The sequence below is a fragment of the Psychrosphaera ytuae genome, assembly GCF_017638545.1.
GTDB classification, from domain to species: Bacteria; Pseudomonadota; Gammaproteobacteria; order Enterobacterales; family Alteromonadaceae; genus Psychrosphaera; species Psychrosphaera ytuae.
The window spans coordinates 2,952,344-2,977,584 of record NZ_CP072110.1 but is presented as its reverse complement, the minus strand read 5'-3'; the positions used below and the strand labels follow the sequence as shown (position 1 = coordinate 2,977,584).

The following is a 25,241-nucleotide window of genomic DNA, read 5'->3' as shown; positions in this document are numbered from 1 at the left end:
TACTGGCAATAAAAAAGAATAATAAAGATACAGCCATGACAGACCATCAGCACATCAAAAACTTAATCATTGTCGGCGGCGGCTCAGCCGGGTGGATGACGGCAGCCATGCTAGCCAAACAGTTAGGTAATTCGGTCAGTATTACCCTGATTGAGTCCGAGCAAATAGGAACCATTGGGGTGGGCGAAGCAACCATCCCACCCATTCAAAACTTTAATCGTTTGTTGGGCATCAACGAGAACGACTTTTTGTCTTACTGTAATGGCAGCATCAAGTTAGCCATTGAATTTGAGAACTGGCGTAAGCTAGGTCACAGTTACATGCACCCTTTTGGTAAATTTGGTGCTGACTTTGATTACATGTCATTTCCGTATTACTGGCTCAAAGATGTACTTACCAAACAAGCCGCTGGCAAACCTTACCGAGAACTAGAATCATACTCTCTGGCTTGGCACCTAGCTGCAAATAACAAGTTTAAACAACCTGACACTAACCCACAGTCGATAGGCTCGAGCTACGACTACGCCTTTCACTTTGATGCAGGTCGTTATGCGATGTTTTTGCGAGAGTTTAGTGAGCGATTAGGCGTCAAACGTCAGGAAGGAAAAATCACTCAGGTCAACACGGAACCTTCATCAGGCTATATCACCTCTGTTGATTTAGAGGGCGGCCAAACGCTTAGCGCGGATTTTTTCATTGATTGCAGTGGTCAACGAGCCTTATTGCTTGGAGAGAGCCTCGGGATTGAATTTGAGTCTTGGTCAGAATGGCTACTGAATGACAGAGCAGTCGCAATACAAACGGCTCATATGCGTCCTGTATCGCCTTATACACGCTCTATTGCCCACCATGCTGGTTGGCAGTGGCGAATTCCTTTACAAACTCGTATGGGCAATGGCAACGTCTATTCTAGCCAGTTAATGAGCGACGAAGAGGCGCTAAACTTATTACTCGACACGGTCGAAGGGCCAACGTTGACAGAACCGAATTTTATTAAGTTTAAAACTGGTAAACGCCAAAAAGTTTGGCACAACAACTGTTTAGCCATTGGCCTCTCTGCTGGCTTCTTAGAACCATTAGAGTCGACAAGTCTGCATTTAATCCAAACAGCGATCATGAGGCTAGTGAGATTATTCCCGACAAAACAAGTCAGTAAGAACCTCATCGACACCTACAACAAAGAAGCTCAAAACGAGTACGAAAAGATTCGAGACTTCATCATTTTGCACTACAAAGTAACAGAGCGAGATGACAGTGAATACTGGCGTTATTGCCAATCAATGGAGGTGCCAGAGAGCTTGCAATCCCGTTTGGACCTCTATCAAGAACACGGTCACTTAGTAGTTCACGATAAAGAGTTGTTTAAACAAGAGAATTGGATGGCAGTGTTGGCTGGCCAAAATTGTTTACCTCAAGGCGTGGGTCCAGTGATGGCTAGTCGCAATGACATAGATATCGATAAGACCTTGGATTCTCTACATCAGTCAATGACAAAGTACACAAGTACAGCTCAATCGCACGAAATGTATTTAATGCAACATTGCCCACACAAACCCGCATAATTAACAGAGGCCTCTTTTGAGGCCTTTTTTATGATTAGTCGAAACAATTAACATATTGAAAGGTTTTAATTTTACCAACTTGACCTATGCTTTAATTAATAATTCTTAAAACAAAAGGTTAATAACTTTGAAAGGTGGGAAGTTTGTCGTCCTATTTGTGCTAATTGTATTTGGTTACTTTGGAAAAAGCTCAGCCTTTGAGCTAGCAACACCGTCACAAATTCGCATAGTGACAGAACACTTACCACCATACCAAATTGGTAAAACTGGTGTTCTGACCGGCGGTAAAATTGGCAACAAAGTCTTGCCCATCGCTAAACAACTTTTCCCCAATGTCCAAATAGAGGTATTGCCTTGGGCTAGAGCCTATAAACTGGCTTTGAGTCGTCCAAATACGATTATTTTTTCTATTGTAAAAACCCCAGAGCGCACTGACAAATTTCATTGGATAGCCGTAGTTGAAACAGTCACGACCCAGTTGGTTGCCAAATCAGATCATCCGATATCAGAGACACAGGATCTCAATGAATTGTTAGGTCTTCAGGTTGGGGTAAAACGAGATGACGCGGTAAGCTCTATTTTGCTTCAACACGGATTCGAATATGGCCGCAATATGACAGATATTATAAGCACAGTCTCGACCCTACAAATGTTAGAAAAAGGACGAGTTGATGCCGTTCCCTCTAACGAACATGTCATAAAGTATTATTGTCAGATGTCTGGGTGTGAGCCAAAAGATTTTAAACGCGTGTATACCTTCAAAACGCTCTCTGAAGATTTTTATATTGCGGCTAGTTTGGGCACTGATCCCAATGTACTAACCGCTCTATCGGACGCTTTTGCTAATCTAGAAGCAAAAGATTAATCCGCCCCTTTGAACCTGCAATTAAATTAACGCGGTGGGTCAATTCGGTTATCTATGGAGCCATTAACTCTAAACCAACCTGCCACAGAGTATCTATCGCGAGTCGCAGGAAGTACTTCATGAGGAAACTCCTCACTTAAAAATACAACTACGGTACCGTGTAAAGGTGCAACCTTGATTCCGGTCATGTCCTGCTCATCTTGATACAATACTAACTCCCCGCCATCGGCATTTTGCCAACCGGGGTTTAAATAAGTAACTACTGATAACACTCGGTTTGCTTCGCCGCGAAATGCGTCCAAGTGGCGTTTGTAATATGCGCCAGGTGCGTAATGAGCAAAGTGACTCTCAAAAGAAAATAAACCCAAAAACAGTCTTCGATTTAAAAATGTCTTTAAGTTAGAGGTCCAGTCTAACCAAGCCGCGCCCGCCTCGGAGTCACCATTGATCCAGCAGATTTCGTCTTTGCGAACAAATTCTGTCTTAACAAAATCGTCGCCACGACCGATGCCCGCTTCTTCAAATTGCTTTTGACTAATAGAGTGTTGGTAATCAAGCAATGCATTGGATAAAGACAGAGGTAAGGCACCGTGTCTTATGCTGTAGCCTTTTTGTTCGAGGTCGTTGGCTATAAGGCCAAAGATAGTGTCATCCGTAGGTGTATCACCAGAATGACCAAAGGGAATACGTAACGCTTCCAATGGGGTAAGTTCTCTAAAAAATTATCGCAGTTAAAAGTGCGCGTACTTTAACTGCGAATAATTTTTAGGCAATCTTTTTTTAACTTTTTTTGCAAGTAGACATGTCTTTTGCAAGCTCAGCAATGTAGTTGCCTTCTTTTCCGTGATAACGATAAACCATAACAACACCACGTTGAATAAATTCAGCTAGAGCCGCATTACCACACAAGTTATCGATAACGATTGTTTGAATCTGGCGTTCAAACTCAGCTACTTCAAAGTCAGATGCACTGTAATTGACCATCGTATTGTTATAAATAATATAATTACTAAATGTCGCCACCGAGTCCAAACGCGTTTCTTCGTCTAACATTTGTGGTGCTGTACTGTTAACCAGCTTTGCCGCTGCGGTAAGGTCTACTGAAAGACTGCGCTGTTCGTCAGTTTGCCCGGCTTGAGCCGTTGAGGTACCCACTAATACACTTAACGCCAAGGCAGTGAAAGTGCTTACTGTGTTAAATTTATTATTTTTCATTGATTAGTCCTTTGTTCAGTCCTTTTTATTCAGCTAGACAGTTTCGTCCTGCTTGTTTGGCTCTATATAACGCCTCATCGGCTTGTTTTAATACCTGGTCAAACTCTTTTAAATTACCTTCTCGTTCGGCAACACCAATACTTATGGTTACGTTTACAAACTTACTTGCTGCTTTGGATTTTTTGCGGTCCGATTTACCCTGTTTTTTATCTTCAGGTCTATCATCACTTCGAATCGCCATTTGGTAGTTGGCGATTTCTTCTCTGACTTGTTCTAAAAATGGAATGGCATACGCAACAGATTTATTAGGAAAGACAATAGTAAATTCTTCACCACCGTATCGATATGCTTTACCACCACCTTTGACGCCATTTATTTTACTGGCAACTAAACGCAATACTTGGTCACCTACATCATGACCATAGGTGTCATTAAACTTTTTAAAATGGTCAACATCCATCATTGCCACTGTGTATTTTTTGCCTAGGCTAATGGAGGACTGCAGCAGTGCTCGACGAGCAGAAAGTCCAGTTAGCTCGTCAGAGAACGCCATTTGATAGCTATCGGTAAGTACCGCATGAATAATCAATACCCCAAACAAACAGTAGCTCAAAATTATCGTGTGATAGGTAAAGTCACCAAAATTCATCACAATGACACCAAATGCCAATGCCCAGATGCTCGCATTAAGTTGGCTCGGTTTAAGTACCTGACGAATTGCTAAGGTAAACAAACACAAGGCCGAAACAATAAATTCAATCTGAAAATAAGGTGAAAGCTTTGACTCACTGCCCGTCGGTAAGACTTGAGCCGACAGCCACTCATTGACAGTAATTGATTGATTAAAGCGGTAATTTATAGCTAACAACGCAAACAAAATAAGAATCCGCAATAACCCGTGACGACCCCAAACCACCTTGTTTTGATCAAAACTAAAGGCCATCAATACCAATAATTGAGAAATAAAAAACAAACTTGGATGAAATGAAAAGTAATCAATGTTTTCAACCTTTCCTGTACTCGCCCATGCCAAAGCAAGAAACAGGACTATATAAATCACTCGAGTTTGATTAAAACGCAAGGCTAAAATCACAGTAGCCGTAAACAGTAAAAACGGCGTTTGTAGAATAATATCCTGCCAAGGTGTCAAATCAGCCACGCCCATCTCTACTGCAGAGATGACGGCAACAAATAACAACACTGGAAAGGCGATCGCCTTAAAAAAGGATTGCAGAGAATACGACAATGTTAGACCCACTTATTATTATTTTAGATTTATTATTTTGATTTAAAGTTATTGGGCTGTTACCCAAGCACCCAAAACGCTGTCCGTGTGTGCGTTAGTTACTGTTGCTTTGCCAGCCGGTATTCCATGTACCCTACAATACCCCAACCATGCAAACGCCATCGCTTCGATGTCGTCACTGCTTACCCCCAATTCAGTACTCGTTTTAACTTCATAATTAGGTAGATAATCAGCAACAACGCTCATCAACTGACTGTTTCTAACACCTCCACCACAACAAACAAGAACTCCTTTGTCGGAAAGCTTTTCAACTGCCATTGCTATACTTTTTGCAGTTAAGTGCAGCAATGTAGCTTGTACGTCGACCGCCTTAATATTGCCACAAGTTTGTTTTGATGTGTCTGAAAAATTTGCTATTTTTTGTTTCAACCAAGAAAGGTTGAAATACTCCTTTCCGGTACTCTTAGGAAAAGGTAGGGAAAAGTATTCATCTTTGAGTAAATGCGCCAGCAATGCTCCACAAACTTGACCTTGAGCCGCCCATTGACCATCTGCATCATAAGGTTGCTGCTGATAGAGTTGAATCCAACTATCCATCAAGGTGTTTGCAGGGCCGGTGTCAAAGCCATAACACAGCTGATCACGCCAAAACGAAATATTAGCGATACCTCCCAAATTTAGACAAATTGTCTGTCCCTGATGCTGCTCATCCAAATATTGAAACAGAGTTTGATGAAATGGAGGCACTAAAGGTGCGCCTTCGCCACCTAATGCTACGTCTTTACTTCGAAAGTCATAAACGACATCTAATTGAGTTTTGGCGGCTAACAAAGAACCGTCCAAAATTTGCCAAGAAAATCCCTGCTCTAGGTCGCTTTCAGGTTCTGGTTTAGGGTGATGACAAACCGTCAAACCGTGACAACCAATCGCCTTGATCGGTTGCGACCATCGTATCTGTCTTACGAACGCATTAACGCAGTCAGCGATTGCAAGGGTATATGCCTGTTCTAAAGCTTTGATTTGAAACAGTGAAGTAGGCTCAAAGTCTACTTGACTCAACTCTGCAAGTTGTTCAGTTAATGATTCTGGAAGGTGAAAAGCTCGACTGTGATGCAACTCAATGACTGGTTTACTGTCTTGGTCAACGCCTATTTCGACAAGAGCAATATCGACGCCATCAAGACTGGTGCCTGTCATTATGCCAAGGTAGAACTCGGTATTATTAACCTGCGTCGAACTCATTCAAGTCCTCCCTTGGCAACGTTCTATTAGCGCATCGCTAACAACAAACGTTTGTTGTGATTCAATTTGTCCATGCGCTGTTCTGCCATTGCGACAAAAGCCGGCTTTTGTTGTTTTGAAATTGGGTTAGCTTTAGGCAATACAACCGTTCTTGGGTTACGATGCACGCCATTAACCAAAAACTCATAGTGTAAGTGAGGTCCCGCAGCTAAACCGGTTGCGCCAACTAAACCAATAACTTGACCTTGTTTCACGCGTTGGCCTTTTTTGACTTTTCGTTTAGAAAAGTGAATGTATTTAGTTGTAATGCCACCACCGTGCTCAAGAAACACATGATGACCATTAAAACGGTCATAACCAGATTTGATCACCTTGCCATCGCCCGCAGCCACAACAGGAGTTCCCGTGCTTGCTGCGTAATCAACGCCTCGGTGCGCTTTATAGCGTTTTTGAACTGGGTGAAAACGGCGTTTGGTAAAGTTAGAACTGATGTATTTAAAGCTTACAGGTGCTCTTAAAAACGCTTTTTGCATACTATCACCGTCAGGTGTGTAATAACGGCCATCTTCAAAACGTACCGCGCTGAAACCGTCACCTTGGTTAGTAAATTCTGCCGCTAAAATATCACCGTAACCAACAAATTCACCATCGATAAAGATCTGCTCCACTAACGCCGAAAACTGATCGCCTTTGCGAATATCTAATGCAAAGTCGACGTCCCACTGGAATATATTAGCCAAGTTCATGATTAATTTATCATTTAGCCCTGCTAACACACCCGCGTTCCAGAAGTTAGACTCAATTGTTCCTTCAAAATAACGTTCAGTAACGACCGTTTCACGCTCTTCGATAGACGTTTCAAACTTATCGTTTTCACCGCGTTTAGCAACGACCGTTGCTGCAGCTTGGTGTGCATATTCAAGTTCGACTAGGGTATTGTTCTCGTCGAATTTAAAGGTCAAATATTTACCTGGAACCAAACGAGTAAATTGTTGTGCAAGCTTACTTGAGCGGGTGACAGCCAACATATCTTTTTGTGGCACCCCTTCTCTTTTGAATAACGAGGCGAGTGAATCACCAGATTTCACTCTAACTTGCTTAGTCGAAATAGACGACGCAGGGTTATACTCCACTGACTCAATACTCAATGGAAGTGGGTATTCTTGGCCAACAGCTAATTCCTGATAGTCAGCCGCAACAAAGGTAACATCTTTCGATGCTTCAGCTTCATCTGATGGGAGCAACAGCAATAAAAAAAGTACGCCACACACTGCAGCCAGTGCGTGTTTGTGCTGTTTTGGAAAGTTGTCAATAAGGTCTCTCATTACCTACATCTCGCAATAAAAGGCGCCACTCAGACACAATATAGTTATATTAGTTGACGCAGAATAGCACCTAGAAACGACAAAGCCAACCTTTGAGGCTGGCTTTGTTGGTCATTACTTGCGCAAATATTTTTGCTTTAAGAGCAAAATATTATGCTGCTTTAGCCCTATTTATTTTTGCGGTGACGCTTAATAAATCCACCAGCACGACGTTGCTGAGACAAGGTCAAGTTTTTGTGCTTCTTGTCTTCAAACGGGTTGTCACCTTCTCGGAATTCGATCTTGATTGGTGTTCCCATAACATCAAGAGCTTTGCGGTAATAATTCATCAGATATCGCTTGTATGAATCCGGTAAGTCATCAACTTGGTTACCGTGAATAACGATACGCGGCGGGTTATAACCACCGGCATGAGCGTATTTTAACTTAATACGACGCCCACGGATCATAGGTGGCTGGTGATCTTCTTGAGCCATCTTCATGATACGAGTCACCATAGAAGTCGAAATACGCTTGGTTGCGCTTTGATACGCTTCAACAATCGACTCGTACAAGTGACCAACACCAGTACCGTGTAAAGCAGAAATAAAGTGGACTCGAGCAAAATCAATAAACCCTAAGCGTCGATCTAACTCACGCTTAACATCGTCTTTCACAATTTGGTCCAAACCATCCCATTTGTTTACTGCAATAACAATTGAACGACCCGCATTAAGTGCAAAACCTAACAAGCTTAAATCTTGATCAGAGATACCCTCACGAGCGTCCAAGATAAGTAATACAACGTTAGCGTCTTCAATTGCTTGTAGCGTCTTGACCACAGAAAACTTTTCAATGGCTTGTTTAATACGGCCTCTACGACGTACACCCGCCGTGTCTATGATAATGTAATCTTGATCATTGCGAGACATCGGAATGTATACTGAGTCACGTGTGGTTCCAGGCATGTCGTAAACAACAACTCGCTCTTCACCCAACATACGGTTAGTTAGTGTTGACTTACCAACGTTAGGTCGACCGATGAGAGCAAACTTAATAGGTACATCTTCAAATGGCACTGCTTCAGCGTCTTCGCTTTCGTCACCGTCACTTTCTACCTCTGGCAATGTTTTAACGTGCTCCACCGAGCCTTCTTCATCACCAGCATGCATAGACTCAACGAGCTTTTCAGCTTGTTCGAGTTCAGACATTTCATTTTCAAATTGTTCTGTCAGTTGCTCTACAACAGGAACCAAAGCGCGGTCTAATAATGCAGCTACACCGCGACCATGAGCCGCAGCGATTTGATGTACTTCACCAAGTGCAAGCGAATAAAACTCGGCACTAAATGAGTCGCCATCGATACCATCAACTTTGTTTGCAACCAAAAAGGTTGGTTTGTCCTTTTTGCGTAGGTGGTCAGCAATTGCTTCATCAGCGACCGTTAAACCCGCACGAGCGTCAACCAAAAACAAAACAACGTCAGCTTCATCAATCGCTAACAGCGATTGCTCAGCCATTTCAATCTCGATTCCTTCTTCTGTGCCATCAATACCTCCTGTATCCACCACAATAAAATTGTTTTCATTGTAACTTGCTTGACCATATCGACGGTCACGTGTCAAACCAGGAAAGTCCGCAACCAACGCATCGCGCGTTTTGGTTAAGCGATTAAACAACGTTGACTTACCAACATTTGGACGACCAACAAGAGCCACTACAGGTAGCATGAATTCACCTCAAATCATTGATTTTTCTATACTTACATTTTAGAAAAATCGGGTATTTATAAAAACAAAAGGCTCTGCCACCAGCGAGTGGGGCAAAGCCTATTTAATTAGGACTGTATATTACGGTAGACGTAAAGCGGTTAATTCGCCATCTCGCGTCTGAACGTAAAGTAGCTCACCATCTACAACCGGTGCTGCATAAGCACGACGGTCTTCACTAGTGAACCAACTAACAAACCAGTGATATGCAGAATAATCAATGTCGTCTAGTTTATAACGCGAAACGACTTCACCTGTTTGTTTGTCTAAAAAGTGGAAATAACCTTCAAAGTCACCAACCACGATTGTGTCTTTATACACAACAGGTTGAGTTAGACGACGGTTATAAAAGTCCGTATTCGACCATAACTCACTACCAGCAGATGCGTTGATTGCCGATACGTATCCTTTATCGTTTGTCAGGTATAACGTGCCTGACTCATAAGATAAGTTGCGGTATGAAGAATATTCACGCTTCCACTTAATACGGCCAGTGCGATAATCAATCGCGGCTAAGTTACCATTGTAAGCAATTGCATATACATCAGGGCCAACAATGATTGGTTGAGAGTCTGCATCTACAAGTCTTTCCAACTCAGTAGCACCATCAACCGTAGCAACTTCAGCATCCCAAGCCGCAATGCCCTGCTCAGCGATAATAACGGTTACTTTACCTGTCGCAGTACCAACCAAAACACCACCGTTTGCTACTGACGGAGATGAAGTACCACGCAACGACAAGGCAGGAACATCAGTTTCAACTTCCCACCGAACTTCACCCGTATCTGGGTGTAACATGGTTACGACACCCGCTGTCGTTGTTACTGCAATCCAACCTTCACCATAGGCAGGTGCTGCAACAACTTCACCGCGAACGTTTTGACGCCATAATACGTCACCCGTTTCTTGTGATAGTGCAATGACAAAGCCATTTTCCGAGCCGATATAAAGGTTGTTATAGGCGGCAGTGATACCACCACTCAACTTATTACCAGGAACGTTTTCTAGCGTAATGGTCGTCCATAAACTAGGAGGATTATCACGTGTGTCCGTTGACCAAATCTCGTCACCTGTAAGCTTGTTGTATGCAAACACTTCACCATCACGGCTTGCCGCATAAATAACGTCACCGGCGATAACTGGCGTTAGGTTCGAGAAGTAGTTGTCTACACCGTCACCAGCCTGCTCGCGCCACTCTACTTCGACGTGGCGCTTGATATTAATTGGTTCTAACTCAGCAATTCGAGTTGCTTCGTTCTCGTCGTTCGACTCACAACCAGCTAGTACAGCCACAGACAGGGCCGAAACAAGGGCTAATTTGGCCAGCTTACGAGTCTGCTGGCTTAACTCTGAAAAACGCATAGTTTATGCCTTAGCTTGCAGTACTCACAGGTTGAGCAAGATCTTGAAGTTTCATCTTTAGTACGTTGTTACCCTCTAAACCACCTTTGTCGGCAGCTAGTTGGTATGCTTGGCGAGCTTTATCGGCTAAGCCTTGTGCCACGTATACGTCACCTTTTAGCTCAGCTACGTTCGCTTCGAAACCAGATTCGGTGATGGCGTTCAATGTTGCCAAGGCTTCGTCATAGTTGCCTAAACCAGTTTGAACACGGGCAAGACGAGTATTGATAAGCGCATTTAAGCTTGGCTCAGTAGTTGCTTTTTCTGCCGCAACTAAACGTGACTCAGCCGCTTTCAAATCACCTGCTTCGGCCGCTTTTTTTGCTGCGATTAGATTAGCAAAAATACCGTAACCCGTTTCACCATGAGCCGTTACAAACGCGTTTAACTCAGTGTTTATTGACTCAAGTTGCGCTGTTTCTGCAGTTGCTGATTCAACAAACTTGTCGTACTCAACAGAGGCTGCTTCTTGAGCCTCAAGCTGGCTAGCTACGTAAGATTTCCAGCCCATAAAGCCACCTAGACCCAAAGCTGCACCTAAAAAGATTTGTAGGCCGTTTTCTTTAAAAAACTTTTTGATTGCTTCTTCTTGTTGTTCTTCTGTTGAGTAAATTTCCATTACAACCTCATGTATTTGTACTGCGTGGCATTGTCCAACGCCATTCTAATTCTTAATCAATGATTGCTGTCACTGCACTTGCAACGTCAGCCCAAGCCACGGTTTGTTGTTCACCATGTACTTTCAAATTCTTAACGGTCACTTGTTGGTTGTTGACTTCGTCTTCACCTAAAATCAACGCAACTTGAGCGCCTAACTTGTCAGCGCGCTTCATTTGTTTTTTGAAGTTGCCACCACCGCAGTGGTTTACAACTCTGAGTGAAGGCGCAGAATGTCGCAATTGCTCGGCAATTTCAACTGCTTTTAGTTCAGCAGCCTTACCAGCGGCTACAAGGTAGACATCCGCATCAGACGTTGGTTCCTTTAAAATATCTAAAGTTTGTAACAAGAGTACAAAACGTTCGATACCCATAGCAAAACCCACTGCAGGCGTCGCTTTGCCACCGAGTTGTTCTACTAATCCGTCATATCGTCCACCCGCTAAAACAGTACCTTGGGAGCCTAAGCTTTCTGTGACCCACTCAAATACCGTACGGTTGTAATAGTCAAGACCACGAACAAGGCGCTCGTTTACAACGTATTTAATTCCGGCAGCGTCTAATCGAGCTTTTAGCTCCTCGAACATTTGCACTGACTCTTCATCTAAATGTTCAGATAACTTAGGAGCGCTCTCTAACAACGCTTGAACGTCTGGATTTTTGCTATCTAAAATTCGTAATGGATTTGTGCCTAAACGACGTTGCGAGTCTTCATCTAACTTGTCTTTGTGCTGCTCCAAAAACGCCACAAGTGCAACCGTGTATTCTGCGCGTGCTTCATTTGTGCCTAGCGAGTTGATTTCAAGACGCAAGTGTTCAGTGATACCAAACGCTTCCCAAAGTCGCGCCGACAACATGATAACTTCGGCATCCATATCTGGGCCAGCAAAGCCATAAGACTCAACTCCAAACTGATGGAATTGACGATAACGACCTTTTTGAGGACGCTCGTGACGGAACATTGGTCCCATATACCACAGGCGTTGTTGCTGGTTGTATAATAACGCGCCTTGGTTAGCTGCTCGCACACATACCGCTGTACCTTCGGGACGTAAACTTAGTGAGTCACCGTTGCGGTCTTCAAAGGTGTACATTTCTTTTTCAACGATATCAGTTACTTCACCAACCGAGCGTTTAAACAGATCCGTGAACTCAACAATGGGAAAACGAATTTCAGAATAGCCATAACTCGCTACAGTTTGACGCAATACAGCTTCTACTTGCTGCCATTGAGCAGTTTCACTTGGCAGAATATCATTCATTCCACGAATAGCTTGGATCGGTTTTGACACGACGTAAGTTCACCTTTAGTTGAAAATTTTGGGGTTGCATTATAGGGGCTTTAGCCAAGAAGGACAATTGTTAGACGTTTAAAACGCAAGACAAAAGCTGAAGCAGGCTTTTTTTATAGGTTTGCATCGATAAATCTGCTAACTTTAAGTTAATTACACAACGATCGATAATGCTCATGTTAAAAGAATACTCAGTAAGCGACCTGAAACCGGGAATGTTTATCGCTGATGTTACTGTTCAAAAAGGAAGTTTTTCTGTTAAAAACGGTGGATTTGTGCGTTCACAAAGCGCCATAAACAACCTAACAACCAAAGGGGTTCAGAAAGTCCTAGTTGACTTAGCCAAGAGTGAACTCGAGCAAGAGCCTGAAGCTCCTGTCGAAACCCAAGTTACCGAAAACGAAAATCAGCGCGCAGCAAAATTCAGTCAAGAGATCGGCAAAGCCAAAAAGCTTTATAACCAAGCAAAAAGTCTTCAGCGTCAGGCCTTAAAAAACATGCAAGCAGGTCGCCCAGTCGACACTGATGGAATGAAAGACATTGCCGACGGTTTCATTGATTCTATATTCAGAAACCAAGATGCATTAGCCTGTATGACCAGAATGCGTCAAAAAGATGATTACTTGATGGAGCACTCCATCAATGTTTCGATCATTATGACTATTTTCGCAAAGCACCTACAAATTGAACAAGACATCATTCATCAATTAGCGACAGGTGCCCTGTTACACGATTTAGGCAAAATTAACATCCCCGATGAAATCCTTCACAAGCCAGGGCGTTTAACCGATGAAGAAATGGTGATCATGCGCCAACACGTGACCTTGGGTTATGACATTATCAAGGAATCAGAAGGCCTAACTCCAATCATGTTAGAGGTAGTGGGTGATCACCACGAACGCTTAGATGGCTCAGGATACCCTAATAATAAGTCAGCCGAAGACTTGAGCATGTATGCTCGGATGATCAGCATTTGTGATACATATGATGCCATCACTGCATCTCGAGTTTATCAAAATGCACGAACTCCTATCATGGCATTCAAGATCTTGCGAAAAGAGAGTGGTACCGCTTTTGATGCCAACTTAGTTGCAGAGTTTATCAACTGTATGGGTGTTCACCCTGTTGGAACACTAATCCAAACGAAGAGTAACAAGCTAGGCATTGTCAAAAAGTCCAACTTCGTCAATCCACTATGTCCAGTTGTGCAAGTATTTTACAGTATCAATAGTAAGTCCTATATTCCTTCTAAGATGATCGATTTAGGGGCTCCTGGTATCGATGACGAAATAGCCCAAAGTGTAAAACCAGAGGACTTTGGCATCGATTTTAACAAGATCATGCAAGAGTTATTAATAGATAGCTAAGCAATAAACGCAAAGTAATATCAACCAGATGGAAATGAGATGAGCGAAGGTCTTCAACGCATACCTATTACCAAACTAAAACCCGGTCAGTACGTAGTCGACATATCTCAGCAACTAGGACACATTAAGGTGGCAAGCTCAGGGCGGGTCAAAAGCCAGCATGACATCAACGAAATGATCGCCAAAGGCATCGTTGCTGTCACTGTCGATTTGGGCGAAGAAAACCAACACGTCGAAGAAGATAACTTTGCGTTTCAAGATACCTTTGGCCAAGTAAAATTTGCAATCGAAATAGAAAGCGCCAAAGAGGCGACGACGAAGCTAACGGAAGTTTTAACGGATAGTTTTAATAAAATCCGTACCAATGACCTTTTTGATGTGAATGCACTTCACTTTGCTGCGATGGAATTTATTGCCTCTATTTATCGTAATATGGCACCGGCTTTGGCCATTGTGCGCACGACCTATTATCCTGATTTTCAAGTCGGCCACGCGCTGCGATGTGCCGCTTATTTTGCGGCGATGCTCAGAAAAATGAAATGGTCACCGCAAGAAGCACAAAACTGGGTAATGGGCGCCCTGCTCCATGACATCGGTAAGTTGAGCATGGATGCAGGCATTCAAAACCCCAACAACAAAGAGATAACACCTAAACAAAGAGCTGAAAATGAATTTGTAGTTTCCGAACACGTAAAACGTGGTGTTGAGATTGCAACTACCGTCGGCAGCCTTACTAAAGATACTCTGCAAGTCATCGAAATGCATCACGAGCGTCTAGACGGAAGTGGTTATCCTTCTGGCGCTAAACTCACAGACTTAAATGACGCTATGCGTATATTTTGTATCGTTAATGAGTTTGATGTTCTGACCCGAGTCGCAGCCGGAGGAAAGCCTTTGGGTGTGTTGCAAGCATATCGCAAACTCATGAAGCTAGATAAAGAGTTTGATAACGACATGCTACAACGTTTTATCCACAATATCGGCGTTTACCCTCCGGGCACTTTGGTATTGTTGAAAAGTGGTAAAGTAGGATTAGTTTTGGATAACTCTGGCAACCATCTAAGGCCAAATATCAAACTCATTTACAACGCTAATATGGCTCACCATATAAAACCGAAGATTTATGACTTGAGTGTCCAACTCAATGAAGAAATTGAGGGCGTTTATTACGGTAATAAACGCGGTATTTTTGCTGAAAACTACTTATAAACCAACTTACTTATAATCTTGCAGGGCAACTTGGCTAAAGCGACGATATGTGGTTTCCCAAACCACCACGTCTTGACGTATTTCGACTAACTTTAGATTTTTAGTCAGGTACTCACCCTCGTGAAGGGTTTTGTCGTTTACTTTAATCCAACGCTGTGAAGGTTCTGACGCAAAAATATGCATCTGATAAAAAATCTGCGGTAATACCGCGCGTTCTTGATTAGATAAGTCGTTAATGTCGGTCAACGTTGAGTCAGTTTCAACCTGAATACCACGGTCAAAATCTGCGAGAGGATCTTGTTGTGCCGCATCAAGATCTGCGACAGCTTGTTCAAATGCGGCTTTCAACTCATCCGGCACTTCATCAATGGATGTGGAAGGGATCATTTCTTCTATGCGAATTGGTTCAATGTTTTCTGCAATGTTTTTTGCAATCGGCTCTTCGCTTTTAACAACCGACGTATCAGTCGGTAGACTCTCTGCCGTTGGTTGATTTGTATTTACTTCGGTTAATTTGCCCTGCTTAAACTCATAATCAGCCTCAACTTCTTTTTTTGGGGCTGGCTGCTGAATCTCTGAGTTGTCGTTAGCTTGTGCTTGATTTGAAAGTAATTCTGATTGAGTCGGTACAGGCTGAATTGTTTGAGGTACCTGCGTGTTATTAACCGAATTGTTACTGCTAAGGCCAAATACGTTCCCAGCAATATAGCCTGAGAGTCCACCGACGACCAATAACAGCAAGGCAATAACGACCCAAGCTCCTACGGACCAGCCACTATTTGAGTGTTGATGGCTACCTTGGGCTTGATAAGCGTCAAAAGAGGCAGTGTTTCCATTAACAAAACCTGACGGGGTAGTCTCATTTTCCCATTGAGAATGAGGCGCAGCTGTACTGATTTTTTGCGGTTCTTTTTGTTGTTCATTTTGCTGATCTTTTTGTTGCTCTTTCAGCAATGCTTTATATAAAAAACTCAATTTATTTAACCTGGTTAATTAACAAACGGGAGCCAAGACCAACGAGACTGTGCTTGTTCAACACCTATTATCTCTTTAGCAGCTTGTTTTACGACTTTTGCCGAAACCAATGGCGCGCCCTGTGCAAAGGCGCCCATTAACGAACGATCTGCCAACAAATTTATAAGTCTCGGTGTTCCAGAGGCGTGTTTATAAATCGCCTTTATCGCTTTTTTCTCAAACAATGGACGTGGTGCGCCAACTGCTCTGATCCTGTGGTTGATATACTCAGTCGTTTCTTGCTCATTCAACGGCAACAAATGATATCGAGCAGTAATGCGCTGTGCCAGCTGCCTCAACTCTCTTTGCGCCAGTTTTTCTTGTAGTTCAGGCTGACCAATCAAGATAATTTGTAACAGCTTTTTGTCATTGGTTTCGATATTAGTAAACAACCTCAACTGTTCGAGCGCGTCGGCATCTAACAACTGAGCTTCATCAACGACTAACAAACAACTCTCACCTCTTTGATGGCTCTCGACCAAAAAAGTTTGCAATGCATCTGATAATTTTTTGTGATCTTGCTCATCGGCTACAGAAATTTGAAATGCATCACATACAGTCTGGAGCAGTTGAATTCGATTCAATGTTGGGTTTAATACATAAGCAACATGCATATCGTCAGGTAAATCGGTCAATACAGCACGACTTACCATGGTTTTCCCTGTCCCCACTTCACCAGTCAACATCACAAAACCACCATTACCACGCAGTCCATAACGCAAATAAGCAATTGCTTCTTGGTGGCGTTGACTTGGGTACATTAGATTGGGGTTCGGTGCTATATTAAACGGCTCCGCCTTGAGCTGAAAGTAATCTAGATACATATCCTGCTTCTTGATTGGTGACATAGGTCTTGTTTGTCATTAGTTGGCGTCAAACATACCGAGCAGGGCTAAAAAATCAACCGTTTTATCAGACGACTTTCAAGACAGATGAGAATATAATCAAAAGCAGTAACGACTGAGCAAGCAAAACAGAAGTAGAGTAAGTCATGCAAATTTATCTGGTGGGCGGTGCCGTCCGTGACAAATTGTTAAATTATCCAATTAAAGATAAGGATTATTTAGTGACGGGCGCGACTATCGAAGACATGTTAGCGGCTGGCTATCAGCAAGTCGGTAAATCTTTTCCAGTGTTTTTGCATCCCAAGTCACAACAAGAATACGCCCTAGCCAGAACCGAAAAAAAACAAGGCACTGGGTACACCGGATTTAGCTGCGACTTTTCTCCATCTATTACCGTCGAACAAGATTTATTGCGCCGGGATTTAACGATTAATGCCATGGCCGAAGATCAAAATGGCAATATTATCGACCCGTTTAATGGCCGACGCGATATCGAACAAAAACTTCTGCGCCATGTCTCAAACGCTTTTATTGAAGATCCTTTACGAGTACTTAGAGTAGCCAAGTTTGCTGCGCGTTATTACCACCTAGGATTTTCTGTTGCCAAAGAAACGATGGAGCTCATGAGTCAAATAGTAGCCTCAGGCGAAATCGATGCCTTGATCCCTGAGCGAATTTGGCAAGAGACACAAGCTGCGCTCTTAGGGCGCGACCCGAATATTTATTTTGAAGTATTAAGAGAATGCGGTGCATTAAAAGTGCTAATGCCTGAACTAGATTGCCTTTGGGGAGTACCTAATCCCGCCAAATGGCACCCAGAGATCGACACTGGTGTCCACACCATGATGGTTTTAAAACAAGCATGTTTATTATCTGACAAACTGACCGTTCGTTTTGCTAGTTTATGCCATGATCTGGGTAAAGGGCTAACTCCACAAGATCAATGGCCACACCACTATGGGCATGAAAAACTCGGATTAAAACCCATCAAACAATTATGTGAAAGACTTCGTGTCCCCAATGATTGTAAAGAGCTCGCCCTATTAAATAGTGAGTTTCACACTCATGTCCATAAGGCTTTCGAACTTAGGGCAGATACAACTATTAAGCTGTTTGACCGGTTAGATGCTTGGCGAAAAGAAGATAGGTTCTATGATTTTTTAACTTGTTGTATCGCTGATATGCGAGGCAGAACAGGTTTTGAGGAGGCTGAATACCCACAGGCTGAATTGTTAAAAACCCTGTACCAGCACGCAGCTTCAATTAATACCAAAGATATCGTAGCGCAAGGTTATAAAGGCCAAGAGATCAGAACTCGTCTAACCGAGTTGCGAATTGCTGCCGTTAAAGAAAAAAAGGCCTCCCAAAACTGAGAGGCCCCCAAGGATAAAACCAAAGACGATTAGAAGTAATAACTCATTCCTAGGGTATAGCCGTTCCCTTCATCCAAAGCTGTATACGAAGCATTTAGTGAAAGCTGGTCAGTCAAGAAATAACGAGCACCTACAGTGACGGTTGTTTCATTGTCATCTACTTGCTCGCCCGCCTCAACGTCATCTTCAACACTCTCTTCTAACTCATCAACATCATAAGTTGAGTAGGTAAAATAGCCATAAACTTCCAATGAGGGACTAAACTTACCTCTCAAACCACCACGTAAAAAGAGTCCGTCTAAATCATCTTCCATTGATGAGAATTCTGACGATACATCGTAGCTAATATTTGTGTAACCAACAGCGCCAAACAAATCACTCGAGGCCGAGACTGGAACATTCATACCAGCACCCAAACGAAACTGTTGCTCTTCTACGTCGATGGTAAATGCACTACCAAAACCAGGAAAGGACAAAGAGTCCGTTACAGATTGATACTCTGCCATTACAAACACATTATCGTGCACAGCAAATGAGCCATCTAAAAAATATCCTGCCGGACTGAGATTTAACGCTAAGCCATCTTCTTCATCATCGTATGAATAACTCGCATAAGAGGCACTAACATAGTTCCAATTAATACCTTCGCTTGATTTAGCAAAAGATTGAGTCGATGTTACTGCAAGTAAGCCAAGGGCAATCATTGATGCTAATGCTGACTTTTTCATAATGTTTCCTTAGTAATAAAAAACAAGTCCTTCTAAAACAAAAAAAGAAGCCTTGTGTGAACAGACTTCTTTAATCTAATTGATTGTTTTTTAAAAGCAATAGAGTATTACGAATGGTGACAAGTGATTACATTTAGTTACGTGTTTTCACTCTTTATTCACCTTGCAAATGCCCTATAAAATACTAAAAGTTAGATGAAAAAACCAATCAAGATGGCACCTAAAATCAAGCGGTATATCACAAAAGGCAACATGCCAATCTTTTCAACCAAGATCAAAAAGTAGTGAATACACGCATATGCACTAACAAACGAAAGTAATGTACCCAGGCCAATTGCAGTCCAATCAACAGGCAATGTTTGTTGTGCTAATTTTAGAGTTTGATAACCACCAGCCGCTAAGATAAGAGGGATAGATAACAAAAATGAGAATCTCGCAGCTGCCTTTGCAGTTAAACCTACCATCAAGCCAGCCGTAATTGTAATTCCGCTTCGTGACGTACCTGGAATCAACGCCAATACCTGTGCAAAACCGATAACCAACACTTTTTTTACGGTAATTTGATACTCATCAATTGACTCTTTGGCATTGCGATCAGCCCACCACAATAACAGACCAAATCCGATAGTCGTCGTCGCAATCACGGCTGCGCTGCGCAGATTGGCCTCAATAAAGTCATCAAGAATAAAGCCGATTAAACCAGCAGGGATAACGCCCAATACAATCAACCAGGCCAAATGACTGTCTTGGTCTTTATGTCCACCAAACGACTTACCCCAGCTCAACGCCATCTGCGTTACTTCTTTTCTGAAATAAAGTACAACGGCAAATAAGCTTCCGGCGTGAACAGCGACATCAAAGGCTAAGCCTTGGTCGTTCCAACCAAACATTTGAGATGGTAAAATCAAGTGCGCCGAACTAGAAATCGGCAAAAATTCCGTAAGGCCTTGGAGGATCGCCAATACGATAATTTCAATTAGTCCCATTATTACTGCTTCCCTTTATATTCTGAGATGTTTTTTATAAAAATTCGTTTTTGTCGCGTTCAATGATGACACCAACACTTTGAGTGCTGGCAACTGCACCTAACTTGCGCAAGGTTATTTTTACACTCGCTACGGCGTAAGTTGTTAAGATTCGCTCTGCAACCTTTTCGGCAACCGTCTCTATCAGTTCTGCTTGGTTTTCTTTTGCCAAGGTCACGATATCTTCTGATACGACTGCGTAATCGACGGTTTTTGACAAATCATCAATTGCAGCCGCAGCCCTAACATCGGTACGCATTTCGACATCGAATTGCAAAGTTTGCTGAATGCTCTTTTCCCATTCATAAACACCTATTACTGTGTCTACTTTGAGTGCTTCGATAAATACGATGTCTTGAGTCATGTTAAGCCCTGATTTTTTCATTAAATACGCAATCATGGTTTGAAACCGTACACGTGGTCGGATACCATGCAATTTGTTCGAAAATAAATCGAGCGCGAATTCTAGCTTATATTCATCTGTTGAGGAACTGATGTCGTTTGACTTTTTGCTGACTGTTGTCGCTGCCTATTTGATAGGGTCAATCAACTTTGCCATTTTGGTTAGCAAAACCAAACACTTACCCGACCCTCGCACTCAAGGCTCCAACAATCCGGGCGCGACAAATATGTATCGCATCGCCGGAAAAAAAACCGCCATTAAAGTACTCCTATTAGATATTGTTAAAGGCATTGTACCGACTTGGGGAAGCTATTATCTCGGATTAGAGCCAAGTGAAATTGGCATGACTGCAATTGCCTGCTGTCTTGGTCATATGTTCCCAATCTATTTCAGGTTCAAAGGTGGTAAAGCCGTTGCGACTGCGTTTGGGTGTTTATTACCTGTTGGTATCAGTCTAGGAGCTGTGTTGTTATTAGCTTGGATAGTCACCTTTAAGGTAACCGGCTACTCTTCTTTAGCGGCCATTGTTGCAGTTGGCATATCCCCTCTAGCAACTTACTTCATCGCACCTAAATACGTACTTCCCGTGACCATGTTGGCAGTATTTATTGTGCTACGTCATATCCCTAACATCATTCGCTTAGTTCAAGGTGAAGAGCCCAAATCTCGCCAACGCTTAGATTAAAGGCTACAGCACCTCGTTCGAATAGTTATAGATATAAAGTTACAGCGCTGGTAACTCTTCAATCGACCAACGTGGCTTGGCTTTGACTTTCAACTCAGTTGTACCTTGATGCAATCGTTGTGCACCAGCAACTGCAATCATGGCACCATTGTCCGTACAAAACTCAGGTCTTGGATAAAAAACCTGCCCGCCTTGCTTTTTCATAAGTACTTCGAGCTTCTCACGAAGTTCAGTATTGGCACTCACGCCACCGGCAATGACCAACGTCTTTATTCCCGTTTGCTGTACTGCGCGACGACATTTAATAACGATCGTATCCACAACAGCCTGCTGGAAAGCATGAGCGATATCGGCTTTTATTTGTTCAGCGTTTTCTGGTAAATCATCTTGGCTAGATTGACCGCCTGCGAGGTGGATACCCTCTGCGCGAATCGCATTTGCCGCTGCGGTTTTTAAGCCACTAAAGCTAAAGTCTAATCCCGGGCGGTCGGTCATTGGTCGAGGGAATACATATTTGCCTGGTTCACCTTTGGTTGCTAGCTTCGCTAACATTGGCCCGCCTGGGTAGTCTAAGCCCAATAGTTTGGCAGTCTTATCAAACGCCTCACCTGCGGCATCATCAATAGACTCGCCTAGGATTTGATACTCGCCTATACCCTGGACTTCAACTAACTGAGTGTGACCACCTGAGACTAATAAAGCCACAAACGGAAACTCAGGTTGCTGTTCTTCTAACATTGGAGCCAATAAATGACCTTCCATGTGGTGCACTTCGATAGCTGGGATGCCCCATGCGAACGCCAATGACTTAGCGATACAGGCGCCCACCATCAACGCCCCGACCAAACCTGGTCCTGCCGTATAGGCGATAGCAGCGATGTCTTTTGACTCTACTTGATGGCTTTGCATTAACGACCGGATCAACGGAATGGTTTTGCGAACGTGATCGCGAGACGCTAACTCTGGTACAACACCACCGTAATCTGCGTGAATCTTGATTTGACTGAAGACTTCGTGCCCCAACAAGCCACGCTCAGTGTCATACAAAGCGACGCCCGTTTCATCACAAGAAGACTCTATTGCCAGTACCAACATGCAAAAACCTCGTTCATAATCAATTGGCCAATAAAAAGAGGGCGCATTCTAACCAACCTACTACAATTCCTCCAGTGAATTAATCATTCTGATTTCAAATAAAGGCTTTACATTCGGGCTTATTTGGCTTTAGAATACGGCACCATTTTTATTAGTCTTGGTTAAAGTTTAACCATTATATCCAAATACTGAGGTGAATTTTTAAATGCCAGTAATTAAAGTAAAAGAGAACGAACCGTTTGACGTAGCACTTCGTCGTTTTAAGCGTTCATGTGAAAAAGCAGGTATCCTTTCTGAAGTACGTCGTCGTGAACACTTCGAAAAGCCAACTTGGGCACGTAAGCGTAAGAAAGCTGCTGCAGTTAAGCGTCACCTTAAAAAGGTGTCTCGCGAAAACGCTCGTCGCATCAAACTTTACTAATATTGGTTTGGTCTCTCTTAAGGAAATTTGATGAGCCTTATTACCCAGCTTAAAGACGCGCAAAAAGATGCGATGCGCAACAAGGAAAAAGAACGCCTTGGTACAATTCGCATGGTTATGGCAGCGATTAAGCAACGAGAGATTGACGAAAAGATAGAACTGGACGACGAGCAAGTCATCGCTATCTTAACCAAAATGGTTAAACAGCGTCGTGATTCCCAATCACAATTTGAACAAGCTGACCGTCCAGAATTAGCCGCTAAAGAAGCCGCTGAAATCGAAGTAATTGAAGCTTTTCTTCCACAGCCTTTAAGCGAAGAAGAAGTTGCCTCACTTATCGCGAATGCTATTGAATCTACCTCAGCTGAAGGTATGCAGGATATGGGCAAAGTGATGGCAGTGCTCAAGCCGACATTAACGGGCCGAGCTGACATGGGAAAAGTCAGTGGACAAGTAAGAGCTGCTTTAAACAAGTAATTCTTAGTTAGCGCTAATAGAAGACCACAAACTTTTGTTTGTGGTTTTTTTATGCCTGTCTGTTGGATAAGGCCGACCGTTCATGGTGAATTCTGTTCCGTTTTTGCTGAGTCTTTTGTTTTATTAAAAACAGAATTCTGTAATAATTCTTCTCCCTTAGATTAAACATTGTGAGATTGTTTTGGCCGGACGCATCCCTAAAGGTTTTATTGACGACGTAGTCGCTCGTACCGACATTGTTGAGCTGATTGACCAAAGGATTCCGTTGAAAAAAGCCGGTAAAAACTATCAGGCTTGCTGCCCGTTTCACAATGAAAAATCACCGTCTTTTTCTGTATCTCCTGACAAACAGTTTTATCATTGTTTTGGCTGTGGTGCCCATGGCAACAGCATTTCCTTTTTGATGGAATACGACCAACTCGAGTTTGTTGAAGCAATCGAAGAGCTCGCGCGTTTACATTCAATGGATGTACCACGTGAGCAAACCAACGGTCGAACCGAAAAATATCAATCGGTCACACGTGAACAAAAGCAATCTGATTATGAGTTGATGGAAACCGCCTCTAAGTTTTTTCAGCATCAGCTAAAACACGCCGAAGGCAGTAAAGAAGCAATCGAATATCTTAAGTCACGTGGTTTATCAGGTGACGTGGCTCAACGTTATGGAATTGGCTTTGCTCCTGATTCTTGGGATGCAGCACTTAAAACCATTGGCCGAAATCACAAAGAGACGACTCAGCAACTTGCCGATTTAAAAATCTTAACGAGTAATGACAAAGGCCGCACCTACGACTTTTTCCGAAATCGAATTATGTTTCCGATTCGGGATAAACGCGGTCGCGTAGTTGGCTTTGGTGGTCGCGTAATGGATGACGGCACTCCTAAGTATCTCAATTCACCCGAAACTCGAATTTTTCACAAAGGCCGTGAGCTCTATGGCTTTTATCAAGCCAAACAAGCCAATAAGAATCTAGAACAAGTCGTTGTGGTTGAGGGTTATATGGACGTGGTATCGCTTGCTCAGCAAGGGATCAATTATGCCGTTGCAGCGCTTGGTACAGCAACTACCCAAGACCACATGCAAATGCTGTTTAGAGCAACTCGCAAGGTCGTGTGTTGTTACGACGGTGACCGAGCGGGTCGAGATGCAGCTTGGCGAGCTCTAGAAAATGCGTTACCGCAATTAAAAGACGGCGTTGATCTGCGTTTTAGTTTTTTACCGGACGGCGAAGACCCTGATACTATGGTCCAAAAAGAAGGCAAAGAGGCCTTTGAAGCACGACTTAATAATGCCACGCCACTAATTGATTACTTCTTCGAACACTTTGTTGGTGAATTAGATTTGACCTCGGACGCGGGTAAGTCCGCCCTCCTCGCGCAAGCCAAACCTCTTATTGCACTTGTACCGAGTGACTACTACAAAGAAGCATTAACCGCAAAATTAGCTCGCTTAGTCGGTAAACAGGTTGAGCAATTAAACATTGCCGCGCGTTCACCTGTAGCTGAAGTACGAGCACAACAAACAGATTTTCAAATTACTCCAATGCGACGTGCGATTGGTTTAATGTTACAACACCCTGAACTTGCAACCCAGATTGAATATATTCCGGCGCTAGCCAACGCCGAGCTCCCAGGTTTTGGTTTGTTTATTCAATTACAGCAAGTCATCTTAGAGCAACCAGAGATCTCCTCGCCAGTACTACTCGAGCGCTTTAGAGGTACTCGTGAATACCCCTATTTAACTCAGCTGATTGCTTGGGATCATCAGATTCACCAAGAAAACCTATTGGCCGAGTTTCAACAGACCTTTAAGTCGCTACAAGACAGTTACTTAGAAAAGCGTTTAGAGGCTTTGTTAATCAAAGACAAAACCTCCGAGCTCAACGCTCAAGAAAAAGCTGAGTATGTCGCTTTGATATCTGCATTAAAACGTTAATCTACAAGTCCAGACATCAAACAAATTTTTATTGTTTTGTTGTACAAAAATGGCGCAGCTCCACTAGACTTAAGCGTGCAGTTAATTTAAGTCAGAACGACATATTTCAT

24 protein-coding genes are annotated in these 25,241 nt (G+C 43.0%); 9 read left to right on the top strand and 15 right to left on the bottom strand.

Annotation, left to right across the window (positions count from 1 at the left end; genetic code table 11):
* The first annotated feature begins 35 nt into the window (after positions 1-35).
* Together J1N51_RS13150 and J1N51_RS13145 are read left to right on the top strand one after the other, a co-directional pair.
* Positions 36-1,562, top strand: a complete 1,527-nt coding sequence (locus J1N51_RS13150) for a tryptophan halogenase family protein (protein ID WP_208831706.1) — start codon at positions 36-38, stop codon at positions 1,560-1,562.
* 127 nt (positions 1,563-1,689) lie between these two features.
* A complete protein-coding gene (locus J1N51_RS13145) occupies positions 1,690-2,427 on the top strand; it encodes a substrate-binding periplasmic protein (protein WP_208831705.1) in 738 nt (245 codons plus the stop codon).
* 26 nt (positions 2,428-2,453) lie between these two features.
* On the opposite strand, the gene J1N51_RS13140 is transcribed toward J1N51_RS13145, so the two are convergent.
* The 9 genes from J1N51_RS13140 to hisS all read right to left on the bottom strand — a co-directional run bounded on the left by J1N51_RS13140 (position 2,454) and on the right by hisS (position 12,553).
* On the bottom strand, positions 2,454-3,128 hold the full coding sequence (locus J1N51_RS13140; RefSeq protein WP_232842814.1) for a 2OG-Fe(II) oxygenase: 675 nt from the start codon (positions 3,126-3,128) through the stop codon (positions 2,454-2,456).
* Positions 3,129-3,207: 79 nt separating this feature from the next.
* The gene (locus J1N51_RS13135; protein ID WP_232842813.1) at positions 3,208-3,642 is read right to left on the bottom strand and encodes a hypothetical protein; all 435 of its coding nucleotides are present in this window, start codon (positions 3,640-3,642) and stop codon (positions 3,208-3,210) included.
* A 25-nt stretch (positions 3,643-3,667) separates the two neighbouring features.
* Entirely contained in the window at positions 3,668-4,888 is a 1,221-nt protein-coding gene (locus tag J1N51_RS13130; protein WP_232842812.1) for a GGDEF domain-containing protein, read from the bottom strand.
* Positions 4,889-4,936: 48 nt separating this feature from the next.
* On the bottom strand, positions 4,937-6,130 hold the full coding sequence (locus J1N51_RS13125) for an anhydro-N-acetylmuramic acid kinase (protein WP_208831704.1): 1,194 nt from the start codon (positions 6,128-6,130) through the stop codon (positions 4,937-4,939).
* 26 nt (positions 6,131-6,156) lie between these two features.
* Positions 6,157-7,455 carry a peptidoglycan DD-metalloendopeptidase family protein gene (locus tag J1N51_RS13120; RefSeq protein ID WP_208831703.1) on the bottom strand — a complete coding sequence of 433 codons (1,299 nt, stop codon included), beginning with the start codon at positions 7,453-7,455 and terminating at the stop codon, positions 6,157-6,159.
* Positions 7,456-7,622: 167 nt separating this feature from the next.
* Entirely contained in the window at positions 7,623-9,164 is a 1,542-nt protein-coding gene (gene der / locus J1N51_RS13115; protein ID WP_208831702.1) for a ribosome biogenesis GTPase Der, read from the bottom strand.
* 120 nt (positions 9,165-9,284) lie between these two features.
* Complete coding sequence (bamB, locus tag J1N51_RS13110) at positions 9,285-10,565, bottom strand: outer membrane protein assembly factor BamB (protein ID WP_208831701.1); 1,281 nt, start codon at positions 10,563-10,565, stop codon at positions 9,285-9,287.
* A 10-nt stretch (positions 10,566-10,575) separates the two neighbouring features.
* Positions 10,576-11,223, bottom strand: coding sequence for a YfgM family protein (locus tag J1N51_RS13105; protein WP_208831700.1), 648 nt, complete (start codon positions 11,221-11,223; stop codon positions 10,576-10,578).
* Between the two features lie 52 nt (positions 11,224-11,275).
* Positions 11,276-12,553 carry a histidine--tRNA ligase gene (gene hisS / locus J1N51_RS13100; protein ID WP_208831699.1) on the bottom strand — a complete coding sequence of 426 codons (1,278 nt, stop codon included), beginning with the start codon at positions 12,551-12,553 and terminating at the stop codon, positions 11,276-11,278.
* A gap of 170 nt (positions 12,554-12,723) precedes the next feature.
* Here hisS and J1N51_RS13095 point away from each other — a divergent pair, with 170 nt between their 5' ends.
* Both J1N51_RS13095 and J1N51_RS13090 read left to right on the top strand, forming a co-directional pair.
* Positions 12,724-13,920 (top strand): HD-GYP domain-containing protein, encoded by a 1,197-nt coding sequence (locus J1N51_RS13095; protein WP_232842811.1) that lies wholly within the window; start codon positions 12,724-12,726, stop codon positions 13,918-13,920.
* 39 nt (positions 13,921-13,959) lie between these two features.
* Positions 13,960-15,129 (top strand): HD-GYP domain-containing protein, encoded by a 1,170-nt coding sequence (locus J1N51_RS13090; protein ID WP_208831698.1) that lies wholly within the window; start codon positions 13,960-13,962, stop codon positions 15,127-15,129.
* Positions 15,130-15,135: 6 nt separating this feature from the next.
* Here J1N51_RS13090 and J1N51_RS13085 read toward each other — a convergent pair whose 3' ends face one another.
* Both J1N51_RS13085 and J1N51_RS13080 read right to left on the bottom strand, forming a co-directional pair.
* Positions 15,136-16,104: a general secretion pathway protein GspB gene (locus J1N51_RS13085; protein ID WP_208831697.1), complete on the bottom strand. Its 969-nt coding sequence runs from the start codon at positions 16,102-16,104 to the stop codon at positions 15,136-15,138.
* A gap of 14 nt (positions 16,105-16,118) precedes the next feature.
* The gene (locus tag J1N51_RS13080; protein ID WP_208831696.1) at positions 16,119-16,967 is read right to left on the bottom strand and encodes an ExeA family protein; all 849 of its coding nucleotides are present in this window, start codon (positions 16,965-16,967) and stop codon (positions 16,119-16,121) included.
* Positions 16,968-17,134: 167 nt separating this feature from the next.
* Between J1N51_RS13080 and J1N51_RS13075 the strand changes: the two genes are divergently transcribed.
* Positions 17,135-18,361: a multifunctional CCA addition/repair protein gene (locus tag J1N51_RS13075; protein ID WP_208831695.1), complete on the top strand. Its 1,227-nt coding sequence runs from the start codon at positions 17,135-17,137 to the stop codon at positions 18,359-18,361.
* A gap of 29 nt (positions 18,362-18,390) precedes the next feature.
* Here the strand turns inward: J1N51_RS13075 and J1N51_RS13070 are convergent, their stop codons facing one another.
* The 3 genes from J1N51_RS13070 to folB all read right to left on the bottom strand — a co-directional run bounded on the left by J1N51_RS13070 (position 18,391) and on the right by folB (position 20,478).
* A complete protein-coding gene (locus J1N51_RS13070; protein WP_208831694.1) occupies positions 18,391-19,089 on the bottom strand; it encodes an outer membrane beta-barrel protein in 699 nt (232 codons plus the stop codon).
* Positions 19,090-19,280: 191 nt separating this feature from the next.
* Positions 19,281-20,075, bottom strand: coding sequence for an undecaprenyl-diphosphate phosphatase (locus tag J1N51_RS13065; protein ID WP_208831693.1), 795 nt, complete (start codon positions 20,073-20,075; stop codon positions 19,281-19,283).
* Between the two features lie 34 nt (positions 20,076-20,109).
* Positions 20,110-20,478, bottom strand: a complete 369-nt coding sequence (gene folB, locus J1N51_RS13060; RefSeq protein WP_208831692.1) for a dihydroneopterin aldolase — start codon at positions 20,476-20,478, stop codon at positions 20,110-20,112.
* Between the two features lie 130 nt (positions 20,479-20,608).
* On the opposite strand from folB, the gene plsY reads away from it, so the two are divergent.
* Positions 20,609-21,202 (top strand): glycerol-3-phosphate 1-O-acyltransferase PlsY, encoded by a 594-nt coding sequence (gene plsY, locus J1N51_RS13055; protein ID WP_208831691.1) that lies wholly within the window; start codon positions 20,609-20,611, stop codon positions 21,200-21,202.
* A gap of 39 nt (positions 21,203-21,241) precedes the next feature.
* On the opposite strand, the gene tsaD is transcribed toward plsY, so the two are convergent.
* Positions 21,242-22,297: a tRNA (adenosine(37)-N6)-threonylcarbamoyltransferase complex transferase subunit TsaD gene (gene tsaD / locus J1N51_RS13050; protein WP_208831690.1), complete on the bottom strand. Its 1,056-nt coding sequence runs from the start codon at positions 22,295-22,297 to the stop codon at positions 21,242-21,244.
* Positions 22,298-22,502: 205 nt separating this feature from the next.
* Between tsaD and rpsU the strand changes: the two genes are divergently transcribed.
* The 3 genes from rpsU (at position 22,503) to dnaG (ending at position 25,131) form a co-directional block, all read left to right on the top strand.
* Positions 22,503-22,718 (top strand): 30S ribosomal protein S21, encoded by a 216-nt coding sequence (gene rpsU, locus J1N51_RS13045; protein WP_105053374.1) that lies wholly within the window; start codon positions 22,503-22,505, stop codon positions 22,716-22,718.
* A 30-nt stretch (positions 22,719-22,748) separates the two neighbouring features.
* Positions 22,749-23,195 (top strand): GatB/YqeY domain-containing protein, encoded by a 447-nt coding sequence (locus J1N51_RS13040; protein WP_208831689.1) that lies wholly within the window; start codon positions 22,749-22,751, stop codon positions 23,193-23,195.
* A gap of 181 nt (positions 23,196-23,376) precedes the next feature.
* Positions 23,377-25,131 carry a DNA primase gene (dnaG, locus tag J1N51_RS13035; RefSeq protein WP_208831688.1) on the top strand — a complete coding sequence of 585 codons (1,755 nt, stop codon included), beginning with the start codon at positions 23,377-23,379 and terminating at the stop codon, positions 25,129-25,131.
* The last annotated feature ends 110 nt before the right edge of the window (positions 25,132-25,241 follow it).